The organism is Companilactobacillus kimchii DSM 13961 = JCM 10707 (genome assembly GCF_001435445.1).
In the GTDB taxonomy this organism is placed as follows: domain Bacteria; phylum Bacillota; class Bacilli; order Lactobacillales; family Lactobacillaceae; genus Companilactobacillus; species Companilactobacillus kimchii.
Window position 1 is genome coordinate 357,822 of sequence record NZ_AZDH01000017.1, and the last position, 25,302, is coordinate 383,123.

The 25,302-nt window shown below is 35.6% G+C and carries 25 protein-coding genes and 1 riboswitch; of the genes, 4 read left to right on the plus strand and 21 right to left on the minus strand.

The genetic code is table 11. The features are described 5' to 3' along the window. Window positions 1-16 precede the first annotated feature (16 nt). Window positions 17-742 carry an alpha/beta hydrolase gene (locus FC97_RS08655; RefSeq protein WP_054642322.1) on the plus strand — a complete coding sequence of 242 codons (726 nt, stop codon included), beginning with the start codon at window positions 17-19 and terminating at the stop codon, window positions 740-742. Between the two features lie 147 nt (window positions 743-889). Further along, window positions 890-1,735 (plus strand): aldo/keto reductase, encoded by an 846-nt coding sequence (locus tag FC97_RS08660; protein ID WP_054642323.1) that lies wholly within the window; start codon window positions 890-892, stop codon window positions 1,733-1,735. An 18-nt stretch (window positions 1,736-1,753) separates the two neighbouring features. On the opposite strand, the gene ribH is transcribed toward FC97_RS08660, so the two are convergent. The 15 genes from ribH to FC97_RS08735 form a co-directional block, all read right to left on the minus strand. Continuing rightward, on the minus strand, window positions 1,754-2,233 hold the full coding sequence (gene ribH, locus FC97_RS08665) for a 6,7-dimethyl-8-ribityllumazine synthase (protein ID WP_054642324.1): 480 nt from the start codon (window positions 2,231-2,233) through the stop codon (window positions 1,754-1,756). A gap of 1 nt (window position 2,234) precedes the next feature. Then, complete coding sequence (locus FC97_RS08670) at window positions 2,235-3,437, minus strand: bifunctional 3,4-dihydroxy-2-butanone-4-phosphate synthase/GTP cyclohydrolase II (RefSeq protein ID WP_054642325.1); 1,203 nt, start codon at window positions 3,435-3,437, stop codon at window positions 2,235-2,237. Further along, the gene (ribE, locus tag FC97_RS08675) at window positions 3,427-4,026 is read right to left on the minus strand and encodes a riboflavin synthase (RefSeq protein ID WP_054642326.1); all 600 of its coding nucleotides are present in this window, start codon (window positions 4,024-4,026) and stop codon (window positions 3,427-3,429) included. Before ribE ends, FC97_RS08670 begins: the two co-directional genes overlap by 11 nt. Continuing rightward, window positions 4,026-5,057, minus strand: coding sequence for a bifunctional diaminohydroxyphosphoribosylaminopyrimidine deaminase/5-amino-6-(5-phosphoribosylamino)uracil reductase RibD (gene ribD / locus FC97_RS08680; protein ID WP_199800795.1), 1,032 nt, complete (start codon window positions 5,055-5,057; stop codon window positions 4,026-4,028). The genes ribE and ribD overlap by 1 nt, the downstream gene beginning before the upstream one ends. Before the next feature lie 117 nt (window positions 5,058-5,174). After that, window positions 5,175-5,309, minus strand: a riboswitch (FMN riboswitch). A 102-nt stretch (window positions 5,310-5,411) separates the two neighbouring features. Continuing rightward, window positions 5,412-6,158, minus strand: coding sequence for a gamma-glutamyl-gamma-aminobutyrate hydrolase family protein (locus tag FC97_RS08685; protein WP_054642327.1), 747 nt, complete (start codon window positions 6,156-6,158; stop codon window positions 5,412-5,414). Window positions 6,159-6,431: 273 nt separating this feature from the next. Further along, window positions 6,432-6,800, minus strand: a complete 369-nt coding sequence (gene dhaM / locus FC97_RS08690) for a dihydroxyacetone kinase phosphoryl donor subunit DhaM (RefSeq protein WP_025086021.1) — start codon at window positions 6,798-6,800, stop codon at window positions 6,432-6,434. Between the two features lie 2 nt (window positions 6,801-6,802). Continuing rightward, on the minus strand, window positions 6,803-7,387 hold the full coding sequence (gene dhaL / locus FC97_RS08695; protein WP_054642328.1) for a dihydroxyacetone kinase subunit DhaL: 585 nt from the start codon (window positions 7,385-7,387) through the stop codon (window positions 6,803-6,805). 15 nt (window positions 7,388-7,402) lie between these two features. Further along, entirely contained in the window at window positions 7,403-8,395 is a 993-nt protein-coding gene (dhaK, locus tag FC97_RS08700; protein ID WP_054642329.1) for a dihydroxyacetone kinase subunit DhaK, read from the minus strand. A gap of 99 nt (window positions 8,396-8,494) precedes the next feature. Then, the gene (locus tag FC97_RS08705; protein ID WP_054642330.1) at window positions 8,495-9,307 is read right to left on the minus strand and encodes a Cof-type HAD-IIB family hydrolase; all 813 of its coding nucleotides are present in this window, start codon (window positions 9,305-9,307) and stop codon (window positions 8,495-8,497) included. 11 nt (window positions 9,308-9,318) lie between these two features. Then, window positions 9,319-10,080: a Cof-type HAD-IIB family hydrolase gene (locus tag FC97_RS08710; protein ID WP_054642331.1), complete on the minus strand. Its 762-nt coding sequence runs from the start codon at window positions 10,078-10,080 to the stop codon at window positions 9,319-9,321. Between the two features lie 123 nt (window positions 10,081-10,203). Beyond that, window positions 10,204-11,514, minus strand: coding sequence for a Sapep family Mn(2+)-dependent dipeptidase (locus FC97_RS08715; RefSeq protein WP_082397487.1), 1,311 nt, complete (start codon window positions 11,512-11,514; stop codon window positions 10,204-10,206). Window positions 11,515-11,525: 11 nt separating this feature from the next. Next, a complete protein-coding gene (locus FC97_RS08720; protein WP_054642332.1) occupies window positions 11,526-12,842 on the minus strand; it encodes a PTS sugar transporter subunit IIC in 1,317 nt (438 codons plus the stop codon). A gap of 15 nt (window positions 12,843-12,857) precedes the next feature. Next, window positions 12,858-13,382, minus strand: coding sequence for a GrdB-related putative oxidoreductase (locus FC97_RS08725; protein ID WP_054642333.1), 525 nt, complete (start codon window positions 13,380-13,382; stop codon window positions 12,858-12,860). 16 nt (window positions 13,383-13,398) lie between these two features. Then, window positions 13,399-14,115, minus strand: coding sequence for a GntR family transcriptional regulator, LSA1692 subfamily (locus FC97_RS08730; protein ID WP_054642334.1), 717 nt, complete (start codon window positions 14,113-14,115; stop codon window positions 13,399-13,401). A 13-nt stretch (window positions 14,116-14,128) separates the two neighbouring features. Next, window positions 14,129-15,082: a glycosylasparaginase gene (locus FC97_RS08735; protein ID WP_056968093.1), complete on the minus strand. Its 954-nt coding sequence runs from the start codon at window positions 15,080-15,082 to the stop codon at window positions 14,129-14,131. 379 nt (window positions 15,083-15,461) lie between these two features. On the opposite strand from FC97_RS08735, the gene guaD reads away from it, so the two are divergent. Both guaD and FC97_RS08745 read left to right on the plus strand, forming a co-directional pair. Beyond that, a complete protein-coding gene (gene guaD, locus FC97_RS08740) occupies window positions 15,462-16,799 on the plus strand; it encodes a guanine deaminase (protein ID WP_054642335.1) in 1,338 nt (445 codons plus the stop codon). Continuing rightward, entirely contained in the window at window positions 16,789-18,138 is a 1,350-nt protein-coding gene (locus FC97_RS08745; RefSeq protein WP_054642336.1) for a uracil-xanthine permease family protein, read from the plus strand. The genes guaD and FC97_RS08745 overlap by 11 nt, the downstream gene beginning before the upstream one ends. A 66-nt stretch (window positions 18,139-18,204) precedes the next feature. Here FC97_RS08745 and FC97_RS08750 read toward each other — a convergent pair whose 3' ends face one another. The 6 genes from FC97_RS08750 to FC97_RS08775 form a co-directional block, all read right to left on the minus strand. Further along, window positions 18,205-19,164, minus strand: coding sequence for a GGDEF domain-containing protein (locus FC97_RS08750; protein ID WP_225868681.1), 960 nt, complete (start codon window positions 19,162-19,164; stop codon window positions 18,205-18,207). A gap of 302 nt (window positions 19,165-19,466) precedes the next feature. Beyond that, window positions 19,467-20,594: a GGDEF domain-containing protein gene (locus FC97_RS08755; protein WP_056968095.1), complete on the minus strand. Its 1,128-nt coding sequence runs from the start codon at window positions 20,592-20,594 to the stop codon at window positions 19,467-19,469. Between the two features lie 149 nt (window positions 20,595-20,743). Beyond that, on the minus strand, window positions 20,744-21,907 hold the full coding sequence (locus FC97_RS08760; RefSeq protein ID WP_054642338.1) for a GNAT family N-acetyltransferase: 1,164 nt from the start codon (window positions 21,905-21,907) through the stop codon (window positions 20,744-20,746). Between the two features lie 52 nt (window positions 21,908-21,959). Next, a complete protein-coding gene (locus FC97_RS08765) occupies window positions 21,960-23,045 on the minus strand; it encodes a DUF871 domain-containing protein (RefSeq protein ID WP_054642339.1) in 1,086 nt (361 codons plus the stop codon). 23 nt (window positions 23,046-23,068) lie between these two features. Beyond that, the gene (gene celB, locus FC97_RS08770) at window positions 23,069-24,370 is read right to left on the minus strand and encodes a PTS cellobiose transporter subunit IIC (protein WP_054642340.1); all 1,302 of its coding nucleotides are present in this window, start codon (window positions 24,368-24,370) and stop codon (window positions 23,069-23,071) included. 141 nt (window positions 24,371-24,511) lie between these two features. Beyond that, window positions 24,512-25,285, minus strand: a complete 774-nt coding sequence (locus FC97_RS08775; protein ID WP_054642341.1) for a MurR/RpiR family transcriptional regulator — start codon at window positions 25,283-25,285, stop codon at window positions 24,512-24,514. Between the last annotated feature and the right edge of the window lie 17 nt (window positions 25,286-25,302).

Sequence of the window (25,302 nt, forward strand, 5' to 3'; positions counted from 1 at the left end):
ATTGAGAGGCTTGATAATGGTGTTAATGAACCTTAGTTATCGTACAAATTACTTACATACATACTTTAAGACTTCTGTGGTTATTCCTGATACTAATGAACAAGATTACACAACTGTCTGGTTACTACATGGCTATACTGGTGACAGTACAGCCTGGAGTAAACATGTTTACATCGAAGAAATTGCTCGTAAATATAATATGGCTATCATCATGCCTGATGGTTTAAATTCTTTTTACTCTGATTCTAAATTTATTCCTTATTATTCTTTCTTTATGGATGAATTTATGCCTAAAATGCAGAGTATTCTACCTATTTCTAAAGATCCAGCTAAAAATTATATAGTCGGTTCGAGTATGGGTGGCTATGGTGCTTTAAAATTTGCTTTTAGAAATCCAGATAAATTTGGTAAAGTCGCCGCTCTATCTCCTATTACCGATATTGAACATTTCCGGGATAATCCTAAGTGTCCTATGGCAAAAGATACTTTTAACGCAATTTTTGATAGTTCCGAAAATATCGCTAAAAATCAACTGATCAATATCTATAACAATCGTCAACCCAAATTACCTATTTTAACTCTCTGTGGCGATATTGATTTTATGCATGAAGATAATGTCATGTTTAAAAACTTCCTATTTATTCATGCCAAAGGTCATTATACTTGGATGCCAGTTGAGGGTGATCACTCTTGGAAGGTTTGGAGTAAAAATATTCAAAATATTTTTGACTGGTTATCATAGTAGAACAAGATAACATTAAAATTCTTAAAATAATTGATAACAAAATACCAACCAATTTGCCTAATTATTGGTTGGTATTTTTATATAATATGCAACTATTGTTCTATAATTAATATAATAAAGGCTATTAGAAAGTGAGGCTTTTTTATGAAATACATTACGTTTAATCATCAAAACACTTCCGCTATCGGTATTGGCACTTGGCATCTTGGCGAAGGCAATCAGGCTCAAACTGAAGCAGAAATGCAGGCCATCAGATACGGTTTAGATCATGGTATTAACCTAATTGATACCGCCGAAATGTATGGTGAAGGTCTATCTGAATCCTTAGTTGGTAACGTTATGAAAGATTATCACCGCGAAGATCTACAATTAATTTCTAAATTCTATCCTTTCCATGCTACGCCAAAATTAATTGAAGCAAGTCTCAAGGCAAGTCTTAAACGGCTACAAACTGATTACTTAGATCTCTACCTGCTTCACTGGCGTGGTGACACCCCACTTTCTGAAACAATTTTTGGATTAGAGCAAATGGTTCAGACTGGTCTTATTAAAAACTGGGGTGTTTCTAACTTTGACTTGAATGACTTAAAAGAGCTGACTAGTCTGGAAAATGGTCAAAATTGTCGTATCAACGAAGACCTCTATAACATTGGCAGTCGTGGAATCGAATATTCAATTTTACCTTGGCAACAAAAGCACAATATGTCTTTTATTGGATATTCACCATTTGGCTCTGATGGTAGTGAATACTTAAACATCAAACCAGTTATCAAAGAAATGGCTCAATCTAAAAATATTTCTGTTCACCAATTACTTTTAGCTTGGGTTATTCGAAATCACGACCTTCTCAGCATCCCTAAAACCGGATCAGTAACACATATGCAAAGTAATCTAGCTGCGATAGATGTTCAATTCACAGCAGATGAATTAAAACTTTTAGACAAAAATTATCCTAAACCTACTCAAGAACCATCGCTTGAAACTATTTAAATCCTTAACGTGAGAAAATCATCTTCTCACGTTATTTTTTATTTCTAACTCTAAGTTAGCCATTTCTACAACATCAACGGCACACTCAGAACCTTTATTCCCAGCTTTACCTCCAGCTCGGTTCAGTGCTTGAGCCATATTTTCAGTGGTCAAAATACCGTACATTACTGGTACTGAACCATTTAGGGAAACCTGACTGACACCTGCAGCCGATTCAGCACAAACATAATCAAAGTGTGCCGTTTCGCCCTTCACAACTGCTCCTAAAGCAATAATTCCATCAAATCGACCACTTTCAGATAGTAACTTAACAATTCGAGGAATTTCCATTGCTCCAGGAACTTTGATTACGGTAATATTCTGTTTAGCAACATTCAATTGCCATAATTTTTCCTGAGCTCCTTTTAATAACTTGCTTGTCACAATTTCATTGAATTTGGCAACCACGATAGCTATCTTTAGCTTCTCGCCATTTAATTGTCCTGTAATTTCTGGCATTTTATTTAACCTCACTTAATAAATGATGAAATTTTTGTTTCTTAGTTTCTAGATAATGTTGATCATGAACATTAGGTATCATTTCCAACGGCACGCGATTAACATCAATTCCCATTTGTTGTAGTTGCTCAATTTTATCGGGATTATTAGTTAACAGTGAAACGGACTTGATTTTCAACTTTCCCAACACAGCCGCTGCAATCCGATAATTTCGTTGATCAGCTGGAAAACCTAATTTTTCATTGGCTTCAACTGTATCTAACCCTTGATCCTGCAGTTGATAAGCTCGTAATTTATTTATTAACCCGATTCCTCGGCCCTCTTGATTCAAATAAATCAATGCTCCAGAACCGTTCTCTTCAATTCTTCGCAAAGCACTTGCTAACTGTTCACCACAATCACAGCGTTCTGAACCTAAGACATCACCAGTGAAACACTCTGAATGAATTCTCATCAAAACAGACTTCTGCTGTGTAATTTGACCTTTATAAATTACTAATACCGGTTCATCTTTGAAAGTAAATGACTTCAAACGAAAATGACCATACTTAGTTGGCAAATCAACATCTGAAACTTCAGTCAAAACATTGTCATCACATGCAAAACGATAATTAACAATATCCGCAATCGTGATTAGAGACATCTCATGCTCCTGGGCAAAAGTCTTTAATTCTGGTCTACGAGCCATTTTGCCGTCTTCTTTAACAACTTCACAGATATAAGCAACTGGCGACCCTTGAGCTAATTTAGCCAAATCCACTGCCGCTTCAGTATGTCCATCACGTTCTAATACACCATCGTCTTTCGCAATTAAGGGGAAAATATGCCCTGGATGATAGAAATCTTCAGGATCATTGGAAGTCGCCAACTCTTTAAGGGTCTTCGCACGATCAAAAGCTGAAATACCAGTCGTCGTTGTTTTGGCATCTGTACTGATTGTAAAGGCTGTATTAAAAGCATCATGCGAATTAGTCATCAAATGTAGACCTAACTTTTTAGCACGATCAGCACTCATTGGCGCGCACAGCAAACCTCTAGCATGTTTAATCATAAAATTAACTGTTTCAGGAGTTACAAAATCGGCTAAACCGATCATATCACCCTCGGCTTCACGTTCTGTTGAATCTGCTACAATAATCAACTTGCCTTGCTTTAATTCCTCAATAGCATGTTCTACTTTTTGAATGGTTGCTTTAATTGTCATTTTGATACCCCCGTTGAAATGCTTGATTAATGTATTTTCCTAAAATATCCGTTTCCAAATTGACCGTTTGTCCAATACTTAAAGCACCTAGGACAGTTTCTTTACTGGTATAAGGAATAATACCAACTTGGAAATCATGTTCAGTTACTTTTATCAAAGTCAAACTGACACCGTTGATGGCAATTGAACCCTTTTCAACTAAATCTGGTATGTATTCTGGTGCGATCGAAAAAGTTAGTAAAGTTGAATTTCCAGCAATTTCTTTCTGAATTAATTTACCTGTTGTATCAACATGTCCTAAGACAAAATGACCACCCATTTCGTCAGCAGGCTTCAATGCTGGCTCCAAATTGACCTTCTCATCAGGAGTGAAGTCCGCAATATTGGTTCTTTTAACCGTCTCTGGCATAACTTCAACTTGAAATTGCTGTGCTTCTCGATTCGTAACCGTTAAACAGATACCGTCTATCGAAATACTGTCTCCCAAATGAACTGAATCCAAGTGATGTTCAATTGTCAAAATAAAGTTATCCTTAGATTCCTTTATCGCTATCACTCGACCAATATCTTTTACTATGCCTGTAAACATCAACCTATCCTCCACGTTGTTATTTTTAGATTTGAATCCAATTTTTCCACGTCTAAATCACTAAATTGCATGGAGGGTATTTTTTTATCCCATATAGCTGGTAATCCACGACCAAAGATCTTATTAGCCAAATAAACTACAACTTTATCCACCAGACCTTGCTCTACAAAATCAGCCTGAAGATGACTTCCACCTTCAATCAATACTGACTCCAAACCTTTCTTAGCAAACAGTTTGATAACTTTCTGTGGATTCCATTCACCAACAAACACTTGCACGTTCTTAGGCAGTTTGTGCTGATTTTTAGTTGCACTGAAAAACCAAATTGGTTCCTGAGATTTAAATAGCCGACTATTTAAATCAACTATATTGACATCTCGTACCATCACCGCCCGAATCGGAGGAAACATTAAGTTTTGACTGCGAACGGTTAGTCTTGGATTGTCAATTTTTAATGTATTTTCACCAATTAAAATCACTTGATTCTGGCTACGTAATTGTTGAGAGTCTTCATATGCCTTTTGATTAGAAATCAAAGATCTAACTTTTTTATCTTGATTAATTTTTCCATCCAAGGTCATCGCATACTTTACTGTAATCAGTGGTCGCTTATTTTTGTAAAAAAAATTGTAAGCAGTATTCAAATTTGTCGAAGCTTCAAGATTTTCAACTATGACACCATGGTCCCGCAAGTATTTGATTCCTCTTCCACTAACAATCGGATTAGGATCAACTTGACCAACCACCACTTTTTTAATTCCCACCTCCACAATTTTTTGAACGCAAGGTGGCGTCTTGCCAAAATGTGAACATGGCTCCAAAGTAACGTATAATGTCGCTCCTCTAGCCTTAGTTATATCGCTCAAATTTTTTAAAGCATTAACTTCAGCGTGAGCCTCACCAAAAGTCTCATGATGGCTTTGACTCAATACTTGGTTATTCTTGACCAAGACAGCACCAACTTGTGGATTTGTCCACGTGTTTTGTCCCTTTCTAGCTTCTAAAAAAGCCAATTTCATAAAATCTTTCAATTCTTATTCACCCCACAAAAAAAGCCCCGCAATTATGTTTGCGAGGCTTTCAAGATAAGCTAAATAAGACCTCATACGAGAGCAGTCCAAAAAAGACTTATCAATAGCATGAAATATTATTTTCTTCTACCATCCTGACTTTACAGTCGGTTCTAGACTTTCACTAGATCCACCGCTTACGCGGGTCACGGACTTCAATTCCTAAGAATTGTTACCGTCGGTCGGGAATTACACCCTGCCCCGAAGAAATCTATTCAGTTTTCAAAAATGATAATACTATAAAAAAATTATTTTGACAAATATAGTTTTATTATATTTTATTTAATAAATTAAAAATAAGATTACTGAGATTAATCAAATCGAACCGTTTTCTATCCTGTTCGGATTACCAATGCGGGAAATGAAATCACTAAATAAGGCCAATTCTTGTGAATCATGACGCCACAAATTTTCCGGATGCCACTGGACTGCCTGAATACTAGCATCATCATTTTCAATAGCTTCAATTACCCCATCAGAAGCTGTCGCCACAACCTTTAAAAAATCAGGTACTTCTTTAATAGCTTGATGATGTCGAGAATTAACAAAGACATTATCACCAATAGTTTTATACAGTTTAGAGTTATAGTCTACTCTTACAAAATGAGTGGGTTGATCTCCCGGAGCTTGTTGCTTATGTTTAATCAGTTTACCTGAGTACTGAGTTCCCAAATCTTGATAAATCGTTCCACCTAATGCTACATCGATCATTTGTGCACCACGGCAGATTCCAAAAATGGGGATTTTTTTAGCGACAGCAGTCCTAATCATCGCAATTTCGAAACGATCACGATTCCGATTAGTCACGCCTAACTTAGGAATAGGTTCTTCTCCCATGAAACTGGGGTCAATATCTGGTCCACCGGAAAAAATAATTCCATCCATTCTCTCAATTAATTGGTTTACTTTATCAACTGGTAGAATCGGTAATCCCACAGGAATACCACCTGCCATTAACACCCCATCAACAATTGGTCGTGGTATGAAATCCATCAATTTTTGGTTTATTACGTCAGTCGCCCCTAAATAAACATCTGCAGTAATACCAATTAATTTACCCATAGAGTTGAACCCCCTTTTTATAATTTTAATTGTAAGATTAGCACTCTAAATTAATCTGTCAAATATTTTATTAATAATATTAAATAAATACTAATAAAAGTCTAATAATCTCATCTATTATTTAGTATAATAAAGCTGATTCATACAATCAATATTAAAGACTCTCTAATCTTATAGACATTTTGGACAGAATTACTACTATTTTCTAATGAAAATCGATAAAAAAATAAAAATCCAACAATTTAAAATTAAATTATCAGACTTTTATCGAATTTATTTTATTTTTAATGGTTCCAAATTAGTCTCAATTGTAGCTAATGGTGATTCAACTTCAGCTAAGGTGGCAGCTGTATAGGCGCCTTCTACCAAGGCAACATCATACTTATGAATCTTTTTATCAGTCATTTCCATCAACATTTCAAGATTCATCTTTGAACTTCCTAAATCATAAAATGCCAAAATTTCATCACCAGTATTATCATCAACTGCTTTTTGAATTTTTTCTAAAGATGAACCTATCTCATTATCATCAGTTCCCCCGGCTGTAGTAATTGATAAATCTGGTGCGGCCTGAGAAATTAATTTTTTTACACCCTCAGCAATTTCAAATGAATGCGATACAATCACTATTCCGTATTTCATTTTTATTCTCCTAACACTTCGAGTAAGGCTTCAAATAGATAGGCACTTGATTGTGAACCAGGATCCAAATGGCCTTTAGATTTTTCTTCCAAGTAACTAGCACGACCTTTAGTTGCAACCATATCCTTTGTAGCATTTAAGGCATTCTCTACTATGCTCTTAGAAAAATTGTCAGATTTCAATGACTCTGCAACCGGTTGCCAAACATCAATCATAGTTTTCATACCAACGTCAGATTGCCCACGACGTTTCAGACCATCACAACCTACCTGAACCAATTCAGCTAAATCAGTCGTTTCCTTAACCTTCTTCGACATATCCAAGAAAGCTGTTCCATACAAGGGACCAGAAGCTCCACCAACTTTTTGAATCATTGCAAATGCAACGGTTTTATATAGCTCAGCTAAATCAGACGGTTCTTTCTTAGCAAGTGCATCAGTAACTGCTGCCATCCCTCGAGCCATATTGCTACCATGATCACCATCACCAATAGCTGTATCGAGTTCATTTAGCTCAGATGTATTATCCTCAACTTTTTCAACAAATAATTCGATCCATTTTTTTGTATCTGCTAAATTTAATTCCATTAGTTTGCTTCCTTTCTACCAACCAATTGTTGTTACAGGCTCTTTTAACATTTTGATCCAATCATCGTCAGCCCTCATTATTGTCAAGGAAATACCTTGCATATCTAAAGATGTCACTTGATTGCCAACTTTACTGAAATCAACAGAAATATTATCAGCTGCTAATTCATTTAAAACATCATTAGCAAAAATATATTGTTCCATCAATGGTGTAGCACCCATACCATTAATTAACACGGCATAGTGACCTGTTTGTTCAGAAAATTCACTCATAATTTTTTTAATTAATTCATGAGCCAACTCCTTTGACGGTTGAATCTTCTCAACTGAATAACCACGTTCATTATGAATACCAATACCATATTCAATTTCATCATCACCCAATTCAAAACCAGGATGACCGACAGCTGGTACTGTAGCAGCATGTAAGGCAATTCCAACTGTTTTAGTACTGTCGATCACCTTTTGTCCCAAGGCAGCCAAATCATCTAAATTCATGCCTGAACGGGCAGCGGCACCGACAATCTTTTCAACTAAAACTGTTCCTGCTACTCCACGTTTTCCTTGAGTGAATTCACTATTTTCTACTGAAATATCATCATCCACAACGATTGACTTAATCTTGATATCATCGGCTTCAGCCATTTCTTTAGCCATATCAAAATTCATGACATCACCGGAATAATTCTTCACAATCAACAAAACACCTAAACCCTGATCAACAGCCTTAATAGCCTCATAAATTTGATCAGGAGTTGGTGAAGTAAAGACCTCACCAGCAACGGCGGCACTCAACATCCCATCACCGACGTATCCAGCATGTAAAGGTTCGTGACCACTACCACCGCCAGATACAACACCGACTTGTTTTTCTTCAGCAAATTTGGAATCATTTCTCACAACCGCAGTTGTACCTTCAATCTGTTTCACTAAATCACTATTAGCTTTTACAAGTCCTGAGATCATTTCAGGTACAATGTCCTCAGTTTTATTAATGATTTTTTTCATAATTGCCTCCCGTTAGCGTTTTCAATACTTCTTCATTATATTACTTTTCCGTAAATCCTGGCAAAAACAAAGGAGCCTAGAAATTAATTCCAGACTCCTCTACAAAGCAAATTTTTCAATGGCTAATCCAACACCATCATGATTATTATCAGCAGTCACATAATCACTAACGGCCTTGGCACCACTAGTAGCGTTTTCCATAGCAACTCCCTTGCCAGCCACTTTTAACATAGAGATATCATTATCACGATCTCCCATAGCCATGACCTGACTTAAATCAATTTTCAACTGAGCAGCTAACTGTTTAACAGCTTCACCTTTATTGACGTCCTGAGGAAAAATCTCTAAGAAACCAACACCCGTCCGTACAACAAAATAGTCTTGATCAAAATGTTGATGAACCATTTCTGAAATTTCATCCAATTGTTGCTCAGGTCCATTGATAATTGCTTTAACAATTTCGAAATCATCTGGTAATTCTTCTGGTTCACGAATATAGAGACCATTATCATTTTCGAAAGCTTGTGTAATAGTATATTTATCAAGTTTCTCGACATGACTAGTATAAGTATTTCCCTTATCGTCAACTACGTTGTAATGTAATTGATTTCTCTTAATGAAATCGACAAACTCACGATAGAATTGGTTACTCATCGTTCTTGAAAAAATAACTTTCCCAGCCATATTCTCAATCATTCCACCACCATTAGTGATCATATACTGATTCTCACCACTAATACCTAATGTTTTAGCGTATCCTGTAATCGCGTTATGTGTTCTGCCGGAACATAAGACAACCTTGATACCTTGCTCTAGAGCTTGTTTAATTGTTTCTTGATTCTTGGCAGATATCGTTTTTTCAGTGGTTAATAGTGTATCATCCATATCCAAAGCAATCAGTTTGTAATTCATCAAAAGCCTCCTTATTTTAAAACATATTTCTCAATCGCTTGACCAACACCGCTATGATTATCATCAGCTGTAATCTCATTACTAATGGCCTTTACATTTTCTGGCGAATTATCCATAGCAATTCCTAATCCAGCAAATTTGATCATTGGAATATCATTGTCTAAATCTCCAATAGCCATAACTTGCTCAGGTTTTATTTTTAAACGCTTAGCGAGTTTTTCCAGAGCCTTACCCTTATTAACTTCTTTAGGAAAAATCTCAATATCACGTTTACTTGTGATGACGACAAAAAATTTGGCATCATACTCTTGATGAAGCTTTTCTGCTGTCTCTTCTAAATTACGTTTATGAGTGTGAACCATGAACTTGGTGATTGCCAAATCCGTATTCAGCATACGTTTCTCCATCCATTCTTGATAGGAGTCATAACTATTGCCTTCAGTATCAATCAATACATAATTAATCTTTTCGAACTTCAAATTACGAGCAATGGCCTCACAAGCATTATTCTCCATTACTTTTTTATAAATAACCTTTTTATCCAAACTCTCGATAATATTCCCGCCAGAATTAATCATATATTGGTCAGCTCCAGAAATACCCAGTTCTTTATAGGCATACGCAATGCCATCATAAGCTCTTCCAGAATTGAGAACTATTTTAACTCCTTGAGCCATGGCCTTTGAAATGGCTACTTTATTTTGTTCCGTAATTTCCTTTTTACTATTTAATAATGTACCATCCATATCAAGTGCAATTAATTTATAGTCCATGATGTTCTCCTTGCAATAATATCTATCTATCATTGTAACCCTTTACACGAATAAAATGATTTAAAAAAGCAGATACTTATTTAAAGAAAAATTACTATCTCTAATAAATATCTGCTTTTATCTTTATTCATCAACCAATTCATTAATAAAGCAATCATAATAAATTTGCATCATCATTAACCAATCACTATATTTCAACCATTCGTCACCCTTATGCGCAATTCCTTTTTGACCAGGAAAGGAAGGCCCAAAAGCAATAATATTAGGCATCTCTCGTGCATAAGTTGCACCAGTAGTTGTCACTGGTTCACCATTTAAACCAGTATCTTTCTCATAAATTCTTGAAAACTCTTGCATATAGGATAAATTCTTATCCTTTACGGTAGATGGAAAACTTCGATTAATTTTCAACTCCATCCCCTTTAAAAATTGACTCTTAAGTTGACTCAAAATCTTTTCTTCGGCAATAGTAACGGGATAACGCATTGAAATACTAAAATTCAATTCATCAGTACCCTTTTCTAAATCATAAAATGATAATTGAAGCTCTCCCGAATCTTCATCCCGGTAATTTAAGCCTAGACTCTCACCATTATACTGGTTACCTATTTTCTCATTAAGCCATTGAAATAAATCGCCGGTCTGTCCAACCAAATCCTGATTGCTCTCAATCAATTCTGGTAAAACATTTTTAGCCATATCTGGGGCATTACTAGGTGCTTTTTCGCCATGATATTCACTCTTTTTACCATTAACAGTAATGGCCGCATAATCAGGTAAAAAACTATGATCAAACACACCTTCAAGTGAATCAATTTGTTCCAACGATCCATCCGTAATTGGCAAAGTAATGGTTAAATCAACGATACCTCTTTCTCCATAAACAATTGGGAATTTGCAATCAGGCGTAAAACCGGCATATGGTGGCTTCTGTTCCTTTAAAAAGTAAGGGATATCACGACTTCCCATCTCTTCATCAGTTCCAAACATAACCCGAATCCTTTTATTTAGAGGCATTTGTTGCTTTTTAATTAAATATAATGCAAATAAAGTTGATAACAATGGTCCTTTATTATCTAACACCCCACGACCATAGAAGTATCCATCTTTCAAGGTAAGGTCAAAGGGAAGGTAATTCCAATCATCTACAACGTCAACCACATCAAGATGACCCAGAACTCCGAAATAATCTTCAGTTTCTGGTCCATACTCAGCCCAGCCTACACAATCACCGACTTGACCAGTTCTAAAGCCTAATTCTTGGGATAAACTCAACATATATTCCAAAGCACGTTTGGGTCCTATTCCAAATGGGGCTTGATAAGTTCTATGACCATTCACACTAGGAATTCTAATCAGGTCCTTGAAATAAGTTAGAAATTCATCTTTGGATTCTTCAAATAATTTTTGAAAATCTGTTCTAATCTCTTTCAATTCTATTCTCCTTAAATATTACTAAAATCAATATCCACATCTTCTGCCTCTTCAGCAGCAGCTTCTTCGTTCAAATACTGCTTATCCAGCATTTTAACAAATGGATAGTAAATTAGAACCCCAAGTACTAATTCAAATAATTGCAATAAAGAAGCCAGCCAGCTTCCTGTCGAAAGCCATCCAGAAATCAATGGTGGTGTTGTCCATGGCAACATAACTCCATTAGTATAAGGAATCCAATGTAAACTAAAGACAATCCCGGAAATTAATGTATTAACAACAGGCACAATAATAAATGGAATAGCAATAATAGGATTTAAAACAACTGGTAAACCAAAGATCAAAGGTTCATTAATACCAAATATTCCCGGTACAATAGCTAACTTACCAAGTTCTTTAATTCGTTTTGACCTGCAAACGAATAACATTACAATCAGAAGTGACAATGTACTACCACCGCCACCGTAAGTTGTGAAAATATCAATAAATTGTTGTGTATAGATATGAGGTAAGGCATGCCCACTTTGGAAGGCTTTAAGATTATCTTGAGTCAAAACAAAGAAAATTGGTGACCAAACGCTATTTGTAATAGTTGGTCCATTGATACCAAAGCACCAAAGTAATGATGCTAAGAAATTGTAAAGCAGTACTGATGGCAATGAATTACCAACGTTCTTTAATGGTGCTTGTAACATTGTATAAATAAAGTTATAAGCTGTACCAAAATCAGTCAAGCTAAAAATAATTCTAACTAAAAAGAATGCCAAAATCACAAAGCCACTTGGTAACAAAGCATCAAAAGATTCGCTTACTGCTGGTGGAACACCATCGGGCATTTTTATAGTCCAATTACGTTTAATAGCAAAACGGAACAATTCAACACTGACCAAAGCTGTAAATAATCCTAAGAAAATACCATTAGGACCTAAATAAATCGTTTGTACAGCACCAACGGTCTTTTTACCAACTTCAACTGTGGTTGGAGTCATAATCAAGAATGAAACAATTGCTACAGCACTGGCGTGGACCGCGCGCAAACCACGGTTTTTACCATATGCATAAGAAATACCAAAACATGCTAAAAGACCAGTAAAACTGAACACAGAATCAGAAACGGCACTAAACCATTCTGTCCATTGAGGACCAAGAATCCCCGTCCAAAAATCTGCCCAGCCTGGAATTGGAAAGTTACCAATCAGTAAGAAAATTGAAGTAACAATAATTAAAGGAGTAATAATTAGAAAACCATCACGTAAGGAACGTAGAACTACGTTGTTGGCTAACTTTGTCGCCACAGGCATTAATATTTGCTCAAATTTCTTTTGCATGAAGATCATTCCCTTCTAAAAACAATATTTAGTCACAAACTCAGTTGTATCTTCTTTCTTCACTTTTTTAGCACACAATTCAATCCCTCTATCAATCGAGTCTGATAAACCAGTGCCACCTTTTTTAGGCATTTTAACGATATTCAATTTATCTTTATACTCAGAAATAATATCGGCGTTTTTTTCTTGGGCCACCATTGCTACGACCGGGATCTCGGAGTTACTTTCTACTGCATATCCTACCTCGCAGGCCATTCTTGCAAAGTCACTATAATCATAAGTTGGTCCAACTAACAAAACATCTGGCTGCATCTTTTGGCACATACGAGTGATCTTTCCTTGAACAATATCCTTATTAGCTTCATAAAACTCTGTCCCACAGAAGAAAGTAGCCATAATTGAAGAATCCTTCTTTTTTAAAGTTTTATCAATCGTATCAGCTGCACCCATCGCCAATTTTTTACCGCCTAATTCAGTACTGGCCTTTTCCTTGCCACCTAGACCAGCTTGAATTTGATCTAACAATATAATTACTTTCATTTTCCTAGCCTCCTAACTAATGATGACGATACAAAATATTATGAAAACTGTATTTATCAGATCGATAGTACGATTCATCATGTAAAATTGGATATCCATCAGCTGAATATGATGTCGTATGAACTAAAAAGGTAGGTTCTCCTGATCTATTTTGTAAAAGTTTACTAATCCTGCCTTCAAGAATGACTGCCTCTAACTCTTGACTGGCATAAGCAATTGAAACATTTCTTTCAATCATCTTGAACAACGAAGCAGACGCCATCTCCTTTGTTAAATCAGGTACAAAACGTTTTTGTAAATATATTTCCTCATGTGTCAATGGTTCACCATTACCCAGTCTTAACCGTTCTAATTTCCAAAGTGGTTCATCACCTTGTAATTGAAGTTGCTTTTTTATCAAAGACGGCACTTCCTGAGCTGTCTCTAAATTCAAAACAATGGTTTCTGGTTTCATATGCTGTCTTTTGGCTACTTCACTAAAACTATATAGACCATTTAATCCACTGGAAATTTTCTTTGTTTCTGGTGGCAAAATAAAGGTTCCACGATTTCGATCCTTTACAACCAAATCACGTCTTTGTAACTCTTCTATAGCCTTTCTAATTGTTAAACGTGAGGTTTCAAAACGAAACGATAACTCATTTTCTGCTGGTAATTTTTGATGAATTCCAAATTCACCATCCTTGATATCCTGTTCTAACTTATCGGCTATTTCACTATATAAATACTTCATAAAAAACTTCCTCTTAATCTATTGGAGCCTTAATTCTTTTCTCATAAGCATCTAACCACTCTTGAGTAATTGGATTAACCTTAGTATTATTACCGTCTTCTGGATAGGCAATATAAATCTTAGGCTCCTTAGTTTCTGTTCCTACAGCAAAAGTAAATTCAACATTTGTCGCTACACCCCATTGGCCTTCTTTATTAAGAGCAACCAACGAGAACTCACCTGCTTTGCCATAGCGCTTCTTTAATTTCTCAACAAAAGGATAAACTGCTTGATCACATGCATCCTGTGGACTTAATCCGCTTCCCATCAAACTAACAATTTCATAGCAGAGACACCCTTTCATGATATCCTCTCCTAATCCAGTTGCAGCTGCACCGCCAATTTCACTATCAGCGTAAAAACCATCTCCCACTAAAGCTGAATCTCCAGTCCTACCAGGCTTCTTCATAAATAATCCTGATGTAGAGGTACCCACCGAAACTGATCCGTTTTGATCAAGGCTTACCATTCCTACAGTATCGTGACCATCATAAGGTGATAGATTTTTTTCGGCTATCTCTCTTTTTCTTTTTTCCCAAATTTTTTTAGCCCTGTCAGTTAACATATTTTTTCGTTCAAAGCCATTCTGTGCTGCATATTGAGTAGCACCCTCTCCTACCATGACGCTATTAAAATGCTCATGACTTAATTTCTTGGCTACTGAAATTGGATTTTTAATATCACTGATTCCCATCACGGCTCCGACTTCAAAAGTATCACCATTCATAAAAGCAGAATCCATTTCTACCAAGCCATTAGCATTAGGCAATCCACCATATCCAACTGATTTAAAAAAAGGATAATCTTCAACTTCTTTAATAGCTTCTTCTACAGCATCTGAACTTTTCCCATTAGTCTTTAAAAGATTCATTCCTTTACATAAACCTTCATAGGCCATTCTCCAAGTACCAATCATTGCATAAGTCATTTTATCGCTCCTTTTTGTAATCGATTTCATTTTTTAGTATAGTCAGGATTGTATATACAATCAAGATTTTTTTTTACTAACTTTGTAAAGAAATAATTACAATCAGTCCATTTAATTAAAATAAAATATTTTTATAAAATAAATTCCACATACTTTTAATAAAAATAATTTTCAAAAGAAATCTTTATTAAGCCTAAATATCCTAATCTAAAAGTAACTACAACCTATTTCAAAATTATTTTTATATTCAAAAATAGCGCGTTTCCAAAAAGATGGAAGCGTGCTATTTCCTTATTTAAGTAAAACACGAACATTTTACTATTTATTTACACAATCATTCATGTTATTCTAAGAACAATAAATTTTAAGGAAGTGTTAGATTATCACCTATCAAATTGTTTTTGAAGGACCTATTATTTCTTCAGCAACGTTTGACAAGGCGGATTTTACACCAAAAGTACTTATATGTGTAGACCAGTCAGGCATTATTGACCGTGTAATTTCCGTTGAAGATTCTGATTACCAATCTGTCAAACAACTTGCTGAGCAACAAAAGATTCTCCGTATCTTACCGCCTGGTAATTATTTACTACCAGGATTCACTGATTTACATATTCATGCACCACAATGGCCTCAAGCTGGTTTGGCTTTGGATCGGCCGCTTCAAGAATGGCTCAATACGTACACTTTTCCTCTAGAAGCTAAGTTTAAAGACTTGGCTTATGCTGAAAAAGTATACCGAAACCTCATTTCTGAACTATTAGCGAACGGAACAACAACTGGTCTTTTCTTCGGTTCAGTTGATACTGATGCTAATATAATCCTTGCAAAAATATCTGCTCAATTGGGACAGAGAGCCTTTATTGGGAAAGTTGCAATGGACAATCCAGAACAAACACCTGATTTTTACCGTGATAATTCTTCTCAGGAAGCACTTAACGAAATTAAACGTTTCATTGAGGAAGTTCTTCAACTACAAAAACAAACTAAAGCTGAAGTAACTCCTGTTATCACACCTCGTTTCGTTCCTAGTTGTACTGACAATACTCTGGCTGGTCTAGGAAGATTAGCAGCTGAATACAACCTCCCTATCCAAACTCATTGTAGTGAAAGCATCTGGGAAGATCAGTATGCTATCAATCGTTTTCACAAAAGAGATGCTGAAGTACTGGATCAATTTGGTTTACTAACTGACAAAACAGTTTTAGCACATGGCACTCAACTAAGTGACAGTGACTTACAACTGCTTCGCAATAAACAAACTGCTTTAGCTCATTGTCCAATTTCTAACGTTTATTTTGGCAATAACATTATGCGTGTCAAAGAAGCTTACCAACAGAAAGTAAAAATTGGTTTAGGAACTGACATCTCTGGAGGGTTCTCTCCAAGCCTTTATCGAAATATGCAACAAGCAATTATGTCATCTCAAACCTTACAAGATGAAACTAAACAGAATAGTCGTTTAACAGCTGCAAATGTCTTTTATTTAGCAACTGTTGGCGGTGCTTTAGCTCTCCATCTCCAAACTGGGCAAATCAAGCCTGGTTTCAAAGCTGACTTACAAATTGTTGAAGATCAATACTACGAACTATCATCCAATCAACCGCAAGAAATCTTTGAAAGACTGATTTATCACACTAACAAAGAGAACATCAAGCAGGTTTATGTATCCGGAAAATTAGTTCACGATAATCTAGGAGAAGAAAATGGAAAATAATAAGAGTAATTTATTAGTTGGCCCAGACGATAAAATTGGTCTAGGTGAAGCTGGATTCTTAGGACTTCAACACGTCCTAGCGATGGATATTTACGTACCCCCTATCATTCTTGCAGGAATGATGGCTATGGGCTTAGGAGACCAAATGGGACTTTTACAGTCAACTTTCTTAGCCGCTGGTATTGGTACAATCTTACAAACCTTTGTCTTCATGAAAATGCCTGTTTCTCAGGGTCCTTCATTTGTTCCACTAGGTGCCGCAGCCGGAGTTGTTTTAGCCTCTGGTGGTCTTAAAGGAAACGGAATGGGAACCTTAATTGGTGCTTTATTGATAGGTTCCATTATTTTAATTATCTTAGGAGCTACAGGTGTTTTTCAAAAAATTATTAATAAATTAGTGCCAGCTATGGTTGGTGGTACTATCATCACCTGTGTTGGTCTTTCATTGATTCCTACAGCTTTAAACAGTAATATCTTCAATGCTCCCGGAAATATTGATAAAAATATTATCTTAGCTTCTATTACCGCTTTGACTTTAGTCGTCTCTGTGGGAATTAGCTTAAAATTTCCTAAAGTTCGTCGCTTCTTCAGAACTAGCTCAATTATTTTGGCACTAGGTGTTGGTACTTTAGTATCAAGTATGATGGGCATGTTCGATTGGAAAACTGTTGCTGATGCTGCTTGGTTTGGCCTTCCTCAAAGAACTATTTTCCACTGGGGTATCAACTTCTCACCTTCAGCTATCATTACCTTCATTATCATCTATGCTGTAATTACTACTGAAACAACTGGTACTTGGTTCGCTATGGGTGCCGTTACTAATCATGAAATCACTGACAAACAATGGAACCACGGTATTATCGGTGAAGGGTTAAGTTGTTTAGTTGCTGCTCTTCTCGGTACAACGCCTGTTACAGGTTACTCAACTAACGCTGGGGTGATCTCCATTACCGGTGTTGCTAGTAAACGAGTTTTCCTTTTCGCCGGAATTTGGTTCTCCATTCTAGGATTCTTCAGTAAGTTATCTGCTTTCCTAGCCGCTATCCCTGCACCAGTTATCGGTGGTGTCTTCGCTATTATTACCGTTACTATTATGTTAAATGGTTTAAACGTTATCCGTGGTCTTGAAACAACTGACCGTGATCTTTACATTATCGGTTTACCAATTGTTTTAACATTGGCTTTAGTACTCTTACCCGCTAATGTAACTAAGAATGCTCCACAAATTCTTCAATACTTACTAGGATCACCAATCGCTGTAGCAGCTATTGCCGCTATTATCTTAAATCTGGTTATGCCTAAAAGTAATAAAGTTTCAAAAGTAGAAACTGCTGCGTAAAAAATAAATGGCATCTATGTTAGATTTATAAAAAATCCAATATAGATGCCATTTTTTAATTTAATTTTAAGCTACCGTAATTCTCATACGACCATTTCTTTTAGAACGATACAAGTTACTATCAACCCGTGTATAGAAATCATTAGGTTCTGTATCTTTTTTCGATATCATTGAAACACCAACAGAAATTGTTATTGAAATATCCTCACCATCAATATTGACGTCTAAGTGATTCAAAGCTGCAAAAATTTCCTTAACGATCGGTTCCGTAGAATCTAAGTCATATCCTGGAAAAATCACATTGAACTCTTCGCCACCAGTACGATACAACTTAACCTTAGGATCATTAGCATTGATAACTGTGTGAACTACGTCAGCAACGTGTTGCAACACCTTATCACCAGCTAAATGACCATAGGTATCATTTACTTGTTTAAAATGATCAATATCAAACATCATCATTGATAAATCCAGCTTATTTCTTGAACTACTGTCAAATAGATTATTAATTTCTGCCGTATAAGCGGCATAATTTTCAGTTTTAGTTAACGCATCATGATTAGCAAATTGTAATAGCTTTATTTTTAATTGACTATCACGCAAGATCATTCCTACATAACTAAAGAGCAGTGCTTCAAAAATAACTAAGTAAAACCATTCTTCAAAGAATGTTGCCATTGGCAATGCAAACTTGATCTTCATACATAACCACAACATCCCTCCAAAAACAGTTCCCATTAACATATAACACACAAATGGGTGACGATATTTCTGACGACGACGTAATTTATTCAACGAAATATAGAAAATCATTAAAATAATTCCGTGAAGCCACGATTCCCAATAACCGATTGAACCATTGAAAATCATATACAACACCATAATTGGGAAGAAGTAATACGTTGGAACTTTTATATTCAAGAAATAGGCACAGAAAATTAATCCTATTAATTGAAAATTCATAAATTGCCACGATATGGGAGTTCCCACTAAGGTGGCCTGCATACTAAAAATAAAGATCAACATATACAAAACCCCAAATATGGAATTTAGTGAATCGTCATCTATCTTAATATTTTTAGAATGTAGCAACGTTTTTAGTCCATCGTAGAGAACTTGATATAACGTAAAGATCCCTAAAATAAAAAAAACACTTGTTATAAATGGTGATACGTGCCACACAGACCATGTCAAAGACGCATAACCCTCCTCAAATTCAATTTTATTCAATAATTTATTTAATTTTAAAAATATATATATTCATGCTAGTTAATTTTAGCATAAAAAAAACCGTTATTTCATTACAAAGATAGAAATAGCGGATTTTTTTAGAAAGCCGTGATTTGCATACGACCGTTGTTCTTAGAGTGATAAAGATTGTCATCTACTCGACTGTATAAATCGTTAGGTTGAACATCTTTTGCTGTAACAGTAGAAACTCCCATCGAAATAGTAATATAAATCTTTTTACCATTAATATCAATTTCTAGATGATTTAAAGCCATGAAGATCTCATTTACAATATCCTTAGTCGAATCCATATCATATCCTGGAAAGACAACATTGAATTCCTCCCCACCAGTTCGATAAAATTTTACTTTTGGATCGTTTGCATTAATTACTGTCTGTGCAACATCCGCAACGTGCTGCAAAACCTTATCTCCTGCTAGGTGACCATAGGTATCATTCACCTTTTTAAAATGATCGATATCAAACATCATCATAGATAGATGTAATTTATTTCGTTGACAAACTTCAAATTCATATTGAATTTCAGTCATATAAGCAGCATAATTTTCAGCTTTAGTTAAAGCATCGTGATTAGCAAATTCTAACAAATGCATCTTTAATTTGCTATCACGTAAAATCATATTCACATAACTATAGAGTAAAATTTCAAAAATAACCAAGTAGAACCATTCTTCATAAAACGTTGCTAACGTCAGGTTGAATTTAACCATAACGAAGAACCACATTAAACCACCATATACAACACCGACCATCATATACCTTGCAAAACGATGATCTTCCTCTTGCATTCGTCTGATATGATTGAATGATTCATAACTCATAATCAAGGTCCACGCATGGCACCACGATTCCCAATAGCCTATTGAAGAATTGAAGATCATGTAGACCAGTATAATAGGAATAAAGTAACGGTACGGAATACGAATATTTAAAAAATAAGCGCAGAAGATTATCGCCATTATTTGAAAATTCATGAATTCCCATGAAATAGACTTTCCTACAATTGTAGCTTGCATACTGAAAATAAAAATCAGCATGTAGAGAATGCCAAAAACATCTTTCAACTGATCATCGGTCATCCTCAGATTCTTATAGTGAGAAATAGACTTAAGCCAGTCGTATAGGACTTGATACAATGTGAATACACCCAGAATGAAAAAGATGCTGGTAATAAATGGTGATACTTGCCATACATGCCATGTCAAAGAATGTAACCTCCCAATAGTATTTTCCTTCTATTAACTTATAACCCCATGACAAGCGTACTATACTTTTTTTGTTTTTTCATTATTTATTACATATTTTTTATGAATTTTATTCTATATATTTTATTATATTTTGGTCCTTACCAATTTTAGAAATAGTCGATTAACTGAGGTTTTTCGGAAACAAATACTTGTGACAAACTATTTATTTTGCTCAAATCTCCTTTAACCATTCCGTAATCAGCCAAAGAATTTAATTTACGATAACCAAACATTGCTTTAGTCAATGTTTGAATTGTTAATTCTAGATCGGCTCCTTCACCGTCAGCATCACTTAATTCTACTTCACCATTATTGATAGCTAGAGCCCAAGTATGGTCATTCCATTCCAAAGTATCTTTAACTCTGAAATATATTTTTTCCAAAGAATTTACTTGAATTGGATAACGTTTTAAAAAGTCTTCTAGGTTAACAATTCTTGCCATCATATAAGGAGTTACTGTTAATCTCGCTACATAAGGATCCTCTAAAATATCTGATTTAAAATCTGGATCTGATGATTCATAGACAAATTTTGAAAAAATTGATTGATGCTTAATAACAAATTTTGCTAATAATTGACGACTTAAGGGATTGAGGTTGATCCACTCATGAATATGAAAGGTTTGGTCCTGATTGTAATAAATCAAATAACCAATCAAGACATCATCGTCGTCATATGCTAAAGCAGCTTGGTAGTCAGAGTGTTTATCTAACATATGGTCCCACCACCACTTTGCACGATTTACTCCACCTAAATCATTCTGATCTAGATACATCTTCTTTAATTCGTCAGGAATATCTTTAATAGAAATCCTCTGAACATAACCATGCTCAGCATTCTTGATTCGAGGCAAATTTTCACTCTTGATTTCAATTTGTGTATGGTCAAAGACCTGCTCAAATCCAAAACGGCGATAGTATCCAAAAGAAAATGGAGCCAAATAAGACAAAGTAACATGATTTTTATACATATCAAACAGAGCCTCATTCATTAATTTACCGGCACCACCTTGACCACCAAATTCAGGAGCACTCATTACGTCTCCGATACCATTCATCTTATAATCAATACCATGAAAGTTAACTTCAAACGGAATACTAAACAGGCCACTACCTAATTTCGAATCATTCATAATCCCATAGACTAATGAATGATCATATCGTTCTTTAAAGACACGCTTACGTTGTAACGAGTCTTGACGATTAAAGGAATACAAATATAAATCATAAAACTTATCGAATTCATTTTCTCCAAGCAAATATTTATTCATAACTTTCTCCCTATAAAAAAATACTATTCTTTTGAGAATAGTATTCTTTGTCTTATTCAGTTAACTTAAAACTACTCCAAGGCTCTATGTATTTCAACAAAAAGGCCTCATCAGAATTCAAATGTCCGATAACATTACGTCGTCCATCATTCTTAATATCACGCAGTGCTATTTGAGTTTCACCTTTATATTGTCCATATTTCTCGTTAACAATAATGATGTCGCCTCGTTTAATATCATCAGTATCATGAGCAGGAAAGTCACGATCTCGATAATGCACTCTAGTCATCGTACTACGTAATAAGTAATCTGATGCATCGCCACGATAGACGTGAGTAGACTTCAAGATAACTTCTTTTTCTAATTCAGTAGCATTTTGAGAAAAATCCACTTTCAAAACTGGATATGGTGCATAGAAAGCCTTTGAAGCTTCCTCTAATTCTTCATCAGATGCATAAGTATTACCAATAATCACATCATCAACTACACCACTTAATAGTAAGTGTTTAACTTGAGTTGCGATTGGCAAATCACGATCATCTTCCAAAGTTGGTAAACCATCCTGCACTGGCCATGGTCCAAAAGTTGCGTGGTGTGAACTCACAAAGGCAGCAGAATGGATGTTACGGTCCTTAAAGAAGTTTGACCACTTAATGAAGAAATCTTCTCCCAAACCAGTATATCTTTGAGGATAGAAATTATGACAACCAAGTAAGTTGTTTGTATCTGGATGATATGAAATGATATTGTCCAAGTAATGAGTACCAGAACTCATATTTATTTCAATTTTCAATCTATAAGGATTACGAGTCATCTTAGCCTCTTCCATACCGGAAAAGCCCTCGTCTAGTCTGATTCCATAAGCCCCAAGATCGTGGAAAAATGATAAATCATCGTAGCTGATGTTCAATTCCTTGAACAACCTAGGATTCATATCTACAATCGTGACAAATCCCAGCTTATTTCCATAAGCAATTGTTTCTTTGAAACGATTGATAGTCTTATCCTTGTCATCGCCCAACTCTAATAATGAAGCAAATATTCTTGAATAACCTAGTTTACTAGCTGTATCGAGATATTTTTTATCTTCCTCTAGGGTTGAATGTTCAGGATATAGTGACAATCCAAGTCTTCTCAAAACGAAACCTCCAAAAATTAGTATTAAGCTTTAGCACTCTTTGGATCTAATTCTTCAGCCAATTTTTCTTTATCCATTGACTTGAAGAAGAACCAGTACATCAAAGTATCAAGAATGATATTGATAATTTGCATTACAGAACCAGAAATATGTCCAGTTGCAATAAATCCTGATAGAATTGGTGGAGTTGTCCAAGGAATGTAAACACCCATTGGTCTTGCAACCAAATTAGTAGCCATACCAATATATGTTGTTGTTACGTTAATTAAAGGTGTAAGAATGAATGGAACTAGCATTCTATAGTTCATAACAATTGGTAGACCGAAGAGAATAGGTTCATTAATATTGAACAAAGCAGGTCCAGCAACCAACTTACCTAAAGTCTTAAGTTCTTTACTCTTTGCGGCGAAGGCTAGCAACATAGCCAAACCGATTGTGGCACCAGAACCACCCATGTGAACGAAGTTATCAAAGAATGATGTTGTAACGATGTTTGGTAGAGCTTTACCAGCAGTGAAGGCTGCGTGGTTTTGGTTCAAAGCTGTCAACCAAATAGGCATCATAACACCAGAAACAACGTTAGCACCGTGAATACCGAATACCCATAGGAATGAAACAAGGAATTCAGCTACTAGAGCACCAGGTAATGTGTTACTCAAGTGACTTAGTGGTGTAGCCAAGAAGAATGAAATGATATTTGGAATACTTTGCATTGGTGTTGCTTCAACACCTAAACGAATTACCCAAACAAGAGCTAAAACGATGAAACCTGGGAACAAAGCAGCAAATGAGTTACTTACTGCAGGTGGAACTGTATCAGGCATCTTAATTGTCCAGTTCTTGTGAACCATCCATACATAAAAGTCGGTAATGAATAAACCAACAATAATAGCTGTAAATAGACCAGCTGAATCAAATTGTGTCAATGGAATCCACAATGCGCCAGCTTTATCTGTCTTCAAAGGAATAGTAAGTACGAAAGCACCCATTGAAACGATTGAAGCAGAAATTGGATCAACCTTATAACTCTTTGCCAAGTTATAAGAAATACCAATAACAGCAATCAGACCCATAATATGGAATGATGCGTTAGTTGGATATTGTAAAACAGTTGCCCAATTCTTACCAAAGACACTAGCCATAAAGTCCAAATAGGCTTGAATTGGAAATTGTGCGATGATCATGAAGACTGATCCGATGATAATCATAGGAACAGCTAATGTCATACCATCACGCAATGCAATCAAATGACGAGAAGAAGCAAGTTTACCAGCGAGTGGAATAACCTTGTCGGTGATAAAACTGTTTGGTTTCTTTTCAGCCATGAGCAAAACCCCCTCAAAAATAAAATTTGTTACTAAGCAGAAACACTGTTATCCGCTTACAAATACCATTGTAAACCTTTTCATCAAAATGTATATGTTTTTATAAGTAAAATAATATGTTTTGATCTAAAAAACATGTCACTAATCTGTGACATGTTCCGAAAATCTATTGTCTACTTGGTCTACCATCTTATGGTAAGCACAATTAGAGATCTGTTCTAGGGTATAAACGATAGGTACCTGAGTCGTAACATTGATATGTCCCTTACGATTTTGAGGCGTATCGTAGGAAATTGCAAAGTCTGTTACCTGATTTAAAACAGAATATGAGTTAGCTGTTAAAGCTATTGTTTCTGCTCCATTCTTCTTGTAATAACGAGCCTGTTCCAATACTTCATCGGTTTCACCTGAGATAGATACTAAGACTAGTAAGGTCTTACTGAAATCACGGTTAGAAAATGGTTCCGGCTGGAATGGGTCAATGATCGGCAATGAATAAATGCCGTAGCTAGATAAGATACTAGCCCCATACTGGGCGATACGACCACTGTTACCTACTCCAAAGAACAATACTAAGTCAGCAGCGTTGATCATATCGGCGGCCTGCTCGATCTTATTATCAAATGGTTCTTCGTCAGCAACTAATTGAAAGAAGTTCTTAATTGGCTCCATGCTAGGATCTTGTTGAGCTTTAGAGGGTTGTTTTAAGCTCTGTTTTAAAGCAAATTTGAACTCTGAAAAACCACTGTAATCCATTTTCTTAAGAAATCTCAAAATGGTTGTCGTTGAAACATGGGCGGCATTAGCCATCTCACGAATAGTCATATCTTGCACTTCTCTGGTATGCCCAATGATGTACTTATAGACGATTAATTCTAATCGATTCAACTCATGAACTTTCTGATAAGGAAACATGTTTTTTCACCCTCCTT

What these genes read in the sequence shown, in the direction of transcription:
- FC97_RS08655 (WP_054642322.1), top strand. Translation starts at nt 17, where the DNA reads ATGGTGTTAATGAACCTTAGTTATCGTACAAATTACTTACATACATAC.
- FC97_RS08660 (WP_054642323.1), top strand. Translation starts at nt 890, where the DNA reads ATGAAATACATTACGTTTAATCATCAAAACACTTCCGCTATCGGTATT.
- ribH (WP_054642324.1), bottom strand. Translation starts at nt 2,233, where the DNA reads ATGCCAGAAATTACAGGACAATTAAATGGCGAGAAGCTAAAGATAGCT.
- FC97_RS08670 (WP_054642325.1), bottom strand. Translation starts at nt 3,437, where the DNA reads ATGACAATTAAAGCAACCATTCAAAAAGTAGAACATGCTATTGAGGAA.
- ribE (WP_054642326.1), bottom strand. Translation starts at nt 4,026, where the DNA reads ATGTTTACAGGCATAGTAAAAGATATTGGTCGAGTGATAGCGATAAAG.
- FC97_RS08685 (WP_054642327.1), bottom strand. Translation starts at nt 6,158, where the DNA reads ATGGGTAAATTAATTGGTATTACTGCAGATGTTTATTTAGGGGCGACT.
- dhaM (WP_025086021.1), bottom strand. Translation starts at nt 6,800, where the DNA reads ATGAAATACGGAATAGTGATTGTATCGCATTCATTTGAAATTGCTGAG.
- dhaL (WP_054642328.1), bottom strand. Translation starts at nt 7,387, where the DNA reads ATGGAATTAAATTTAGCAGATACAAAAAAATGGATCGAATTATTTGTT.
- dhaK (WP_054642329.1), bottom strand. Translation starts at nt 8,395, where the DNA reads ATGAAAAAAATCATTAATAAAACTGAGGACATTGTACCTGAAATGATC.
- FC97_RS08705 (WP_054642330.1), bottom strand. Translation starts at nt 9,307, where the DNA reads ATGAATTACAAACTGATTGCTTTGGATATGGATGATACACTATTAACC.
- FC97_RS08710 (WP_054642331.1), bottom strand. Translation starts at nt 10,080, where the DNA reads ATGGACTATAAATTAATTGCACTTGATATGGATGGTACATTATTAAAT.
- FC97_RS08720 (WP_054642332.1), bottom strand. Translation starts at nt 12,842, where the DNA reads ATGCAAAAGAAATTTGAGCAAATATTAATGCCTGTGGCGACAAAGTTA.
- FC97_RS08725 (WP_054642333.1), bottom strand. Translation starts at nt 13,382, where the DNA reads ATGAAAGTAATTATATTGTTAGATCAAATTCAAGCTGGTCTAGGTGGC.
- FC97_RS08730 (WP_054642334.1), bottom strand. Translation starts at nt 14,115, where the DNA reads ATGAAGTATTTATATAGTGAAATAGCCGATAAGTTAGAACAGGATATC.
- FC97_RS08735 (WP_056968093.1), bottom strand. Translation starts at nt 15,082, where the DNA reads ATGACTTATGCAATGATTGGTACTTGGAGAATGGCCTATGAAGGTTTA.
- FC97_RS08745 (WP_054642336.1), top strand. Translation starts at nt 16,789, where the DNA reads ATGGAAAATAATAAGAGTAATTTATTAGTTGGCCCAGACGATAAAATT.
- FC97_RS08750 (WP_225868681.1), bottom strand. Translation starts at nt 19,164, where the DNA reads ATGTTGATCTTTATTTTTAGTATGCAGGCCACCTTAGTGGGAACTCCC.
- FC97_RS08760 (WP_054642338.1), bottom strand. Translation starts at nt 21,907, where the DNA reads ATGAATAAATATTTGCTTGGAGAAAATGAATTCGATAAGTTTTATGAT.
- celB (WP_054642340.1), bottom strand. Translation starts at nt 24,370, where the DNA reads ATGGCTGAAAAGAAACCAAACAGTTTTATCACCGACAAGGTTATTCCA.
- FC97_RS08775 (WP_054642341.1), bottom strand. Translation starts at nt 25,285, where the DNA reads ATGTTTCCTTATCAGAAAGTTCATGAGTTGAATCGATTAGAATTAATC.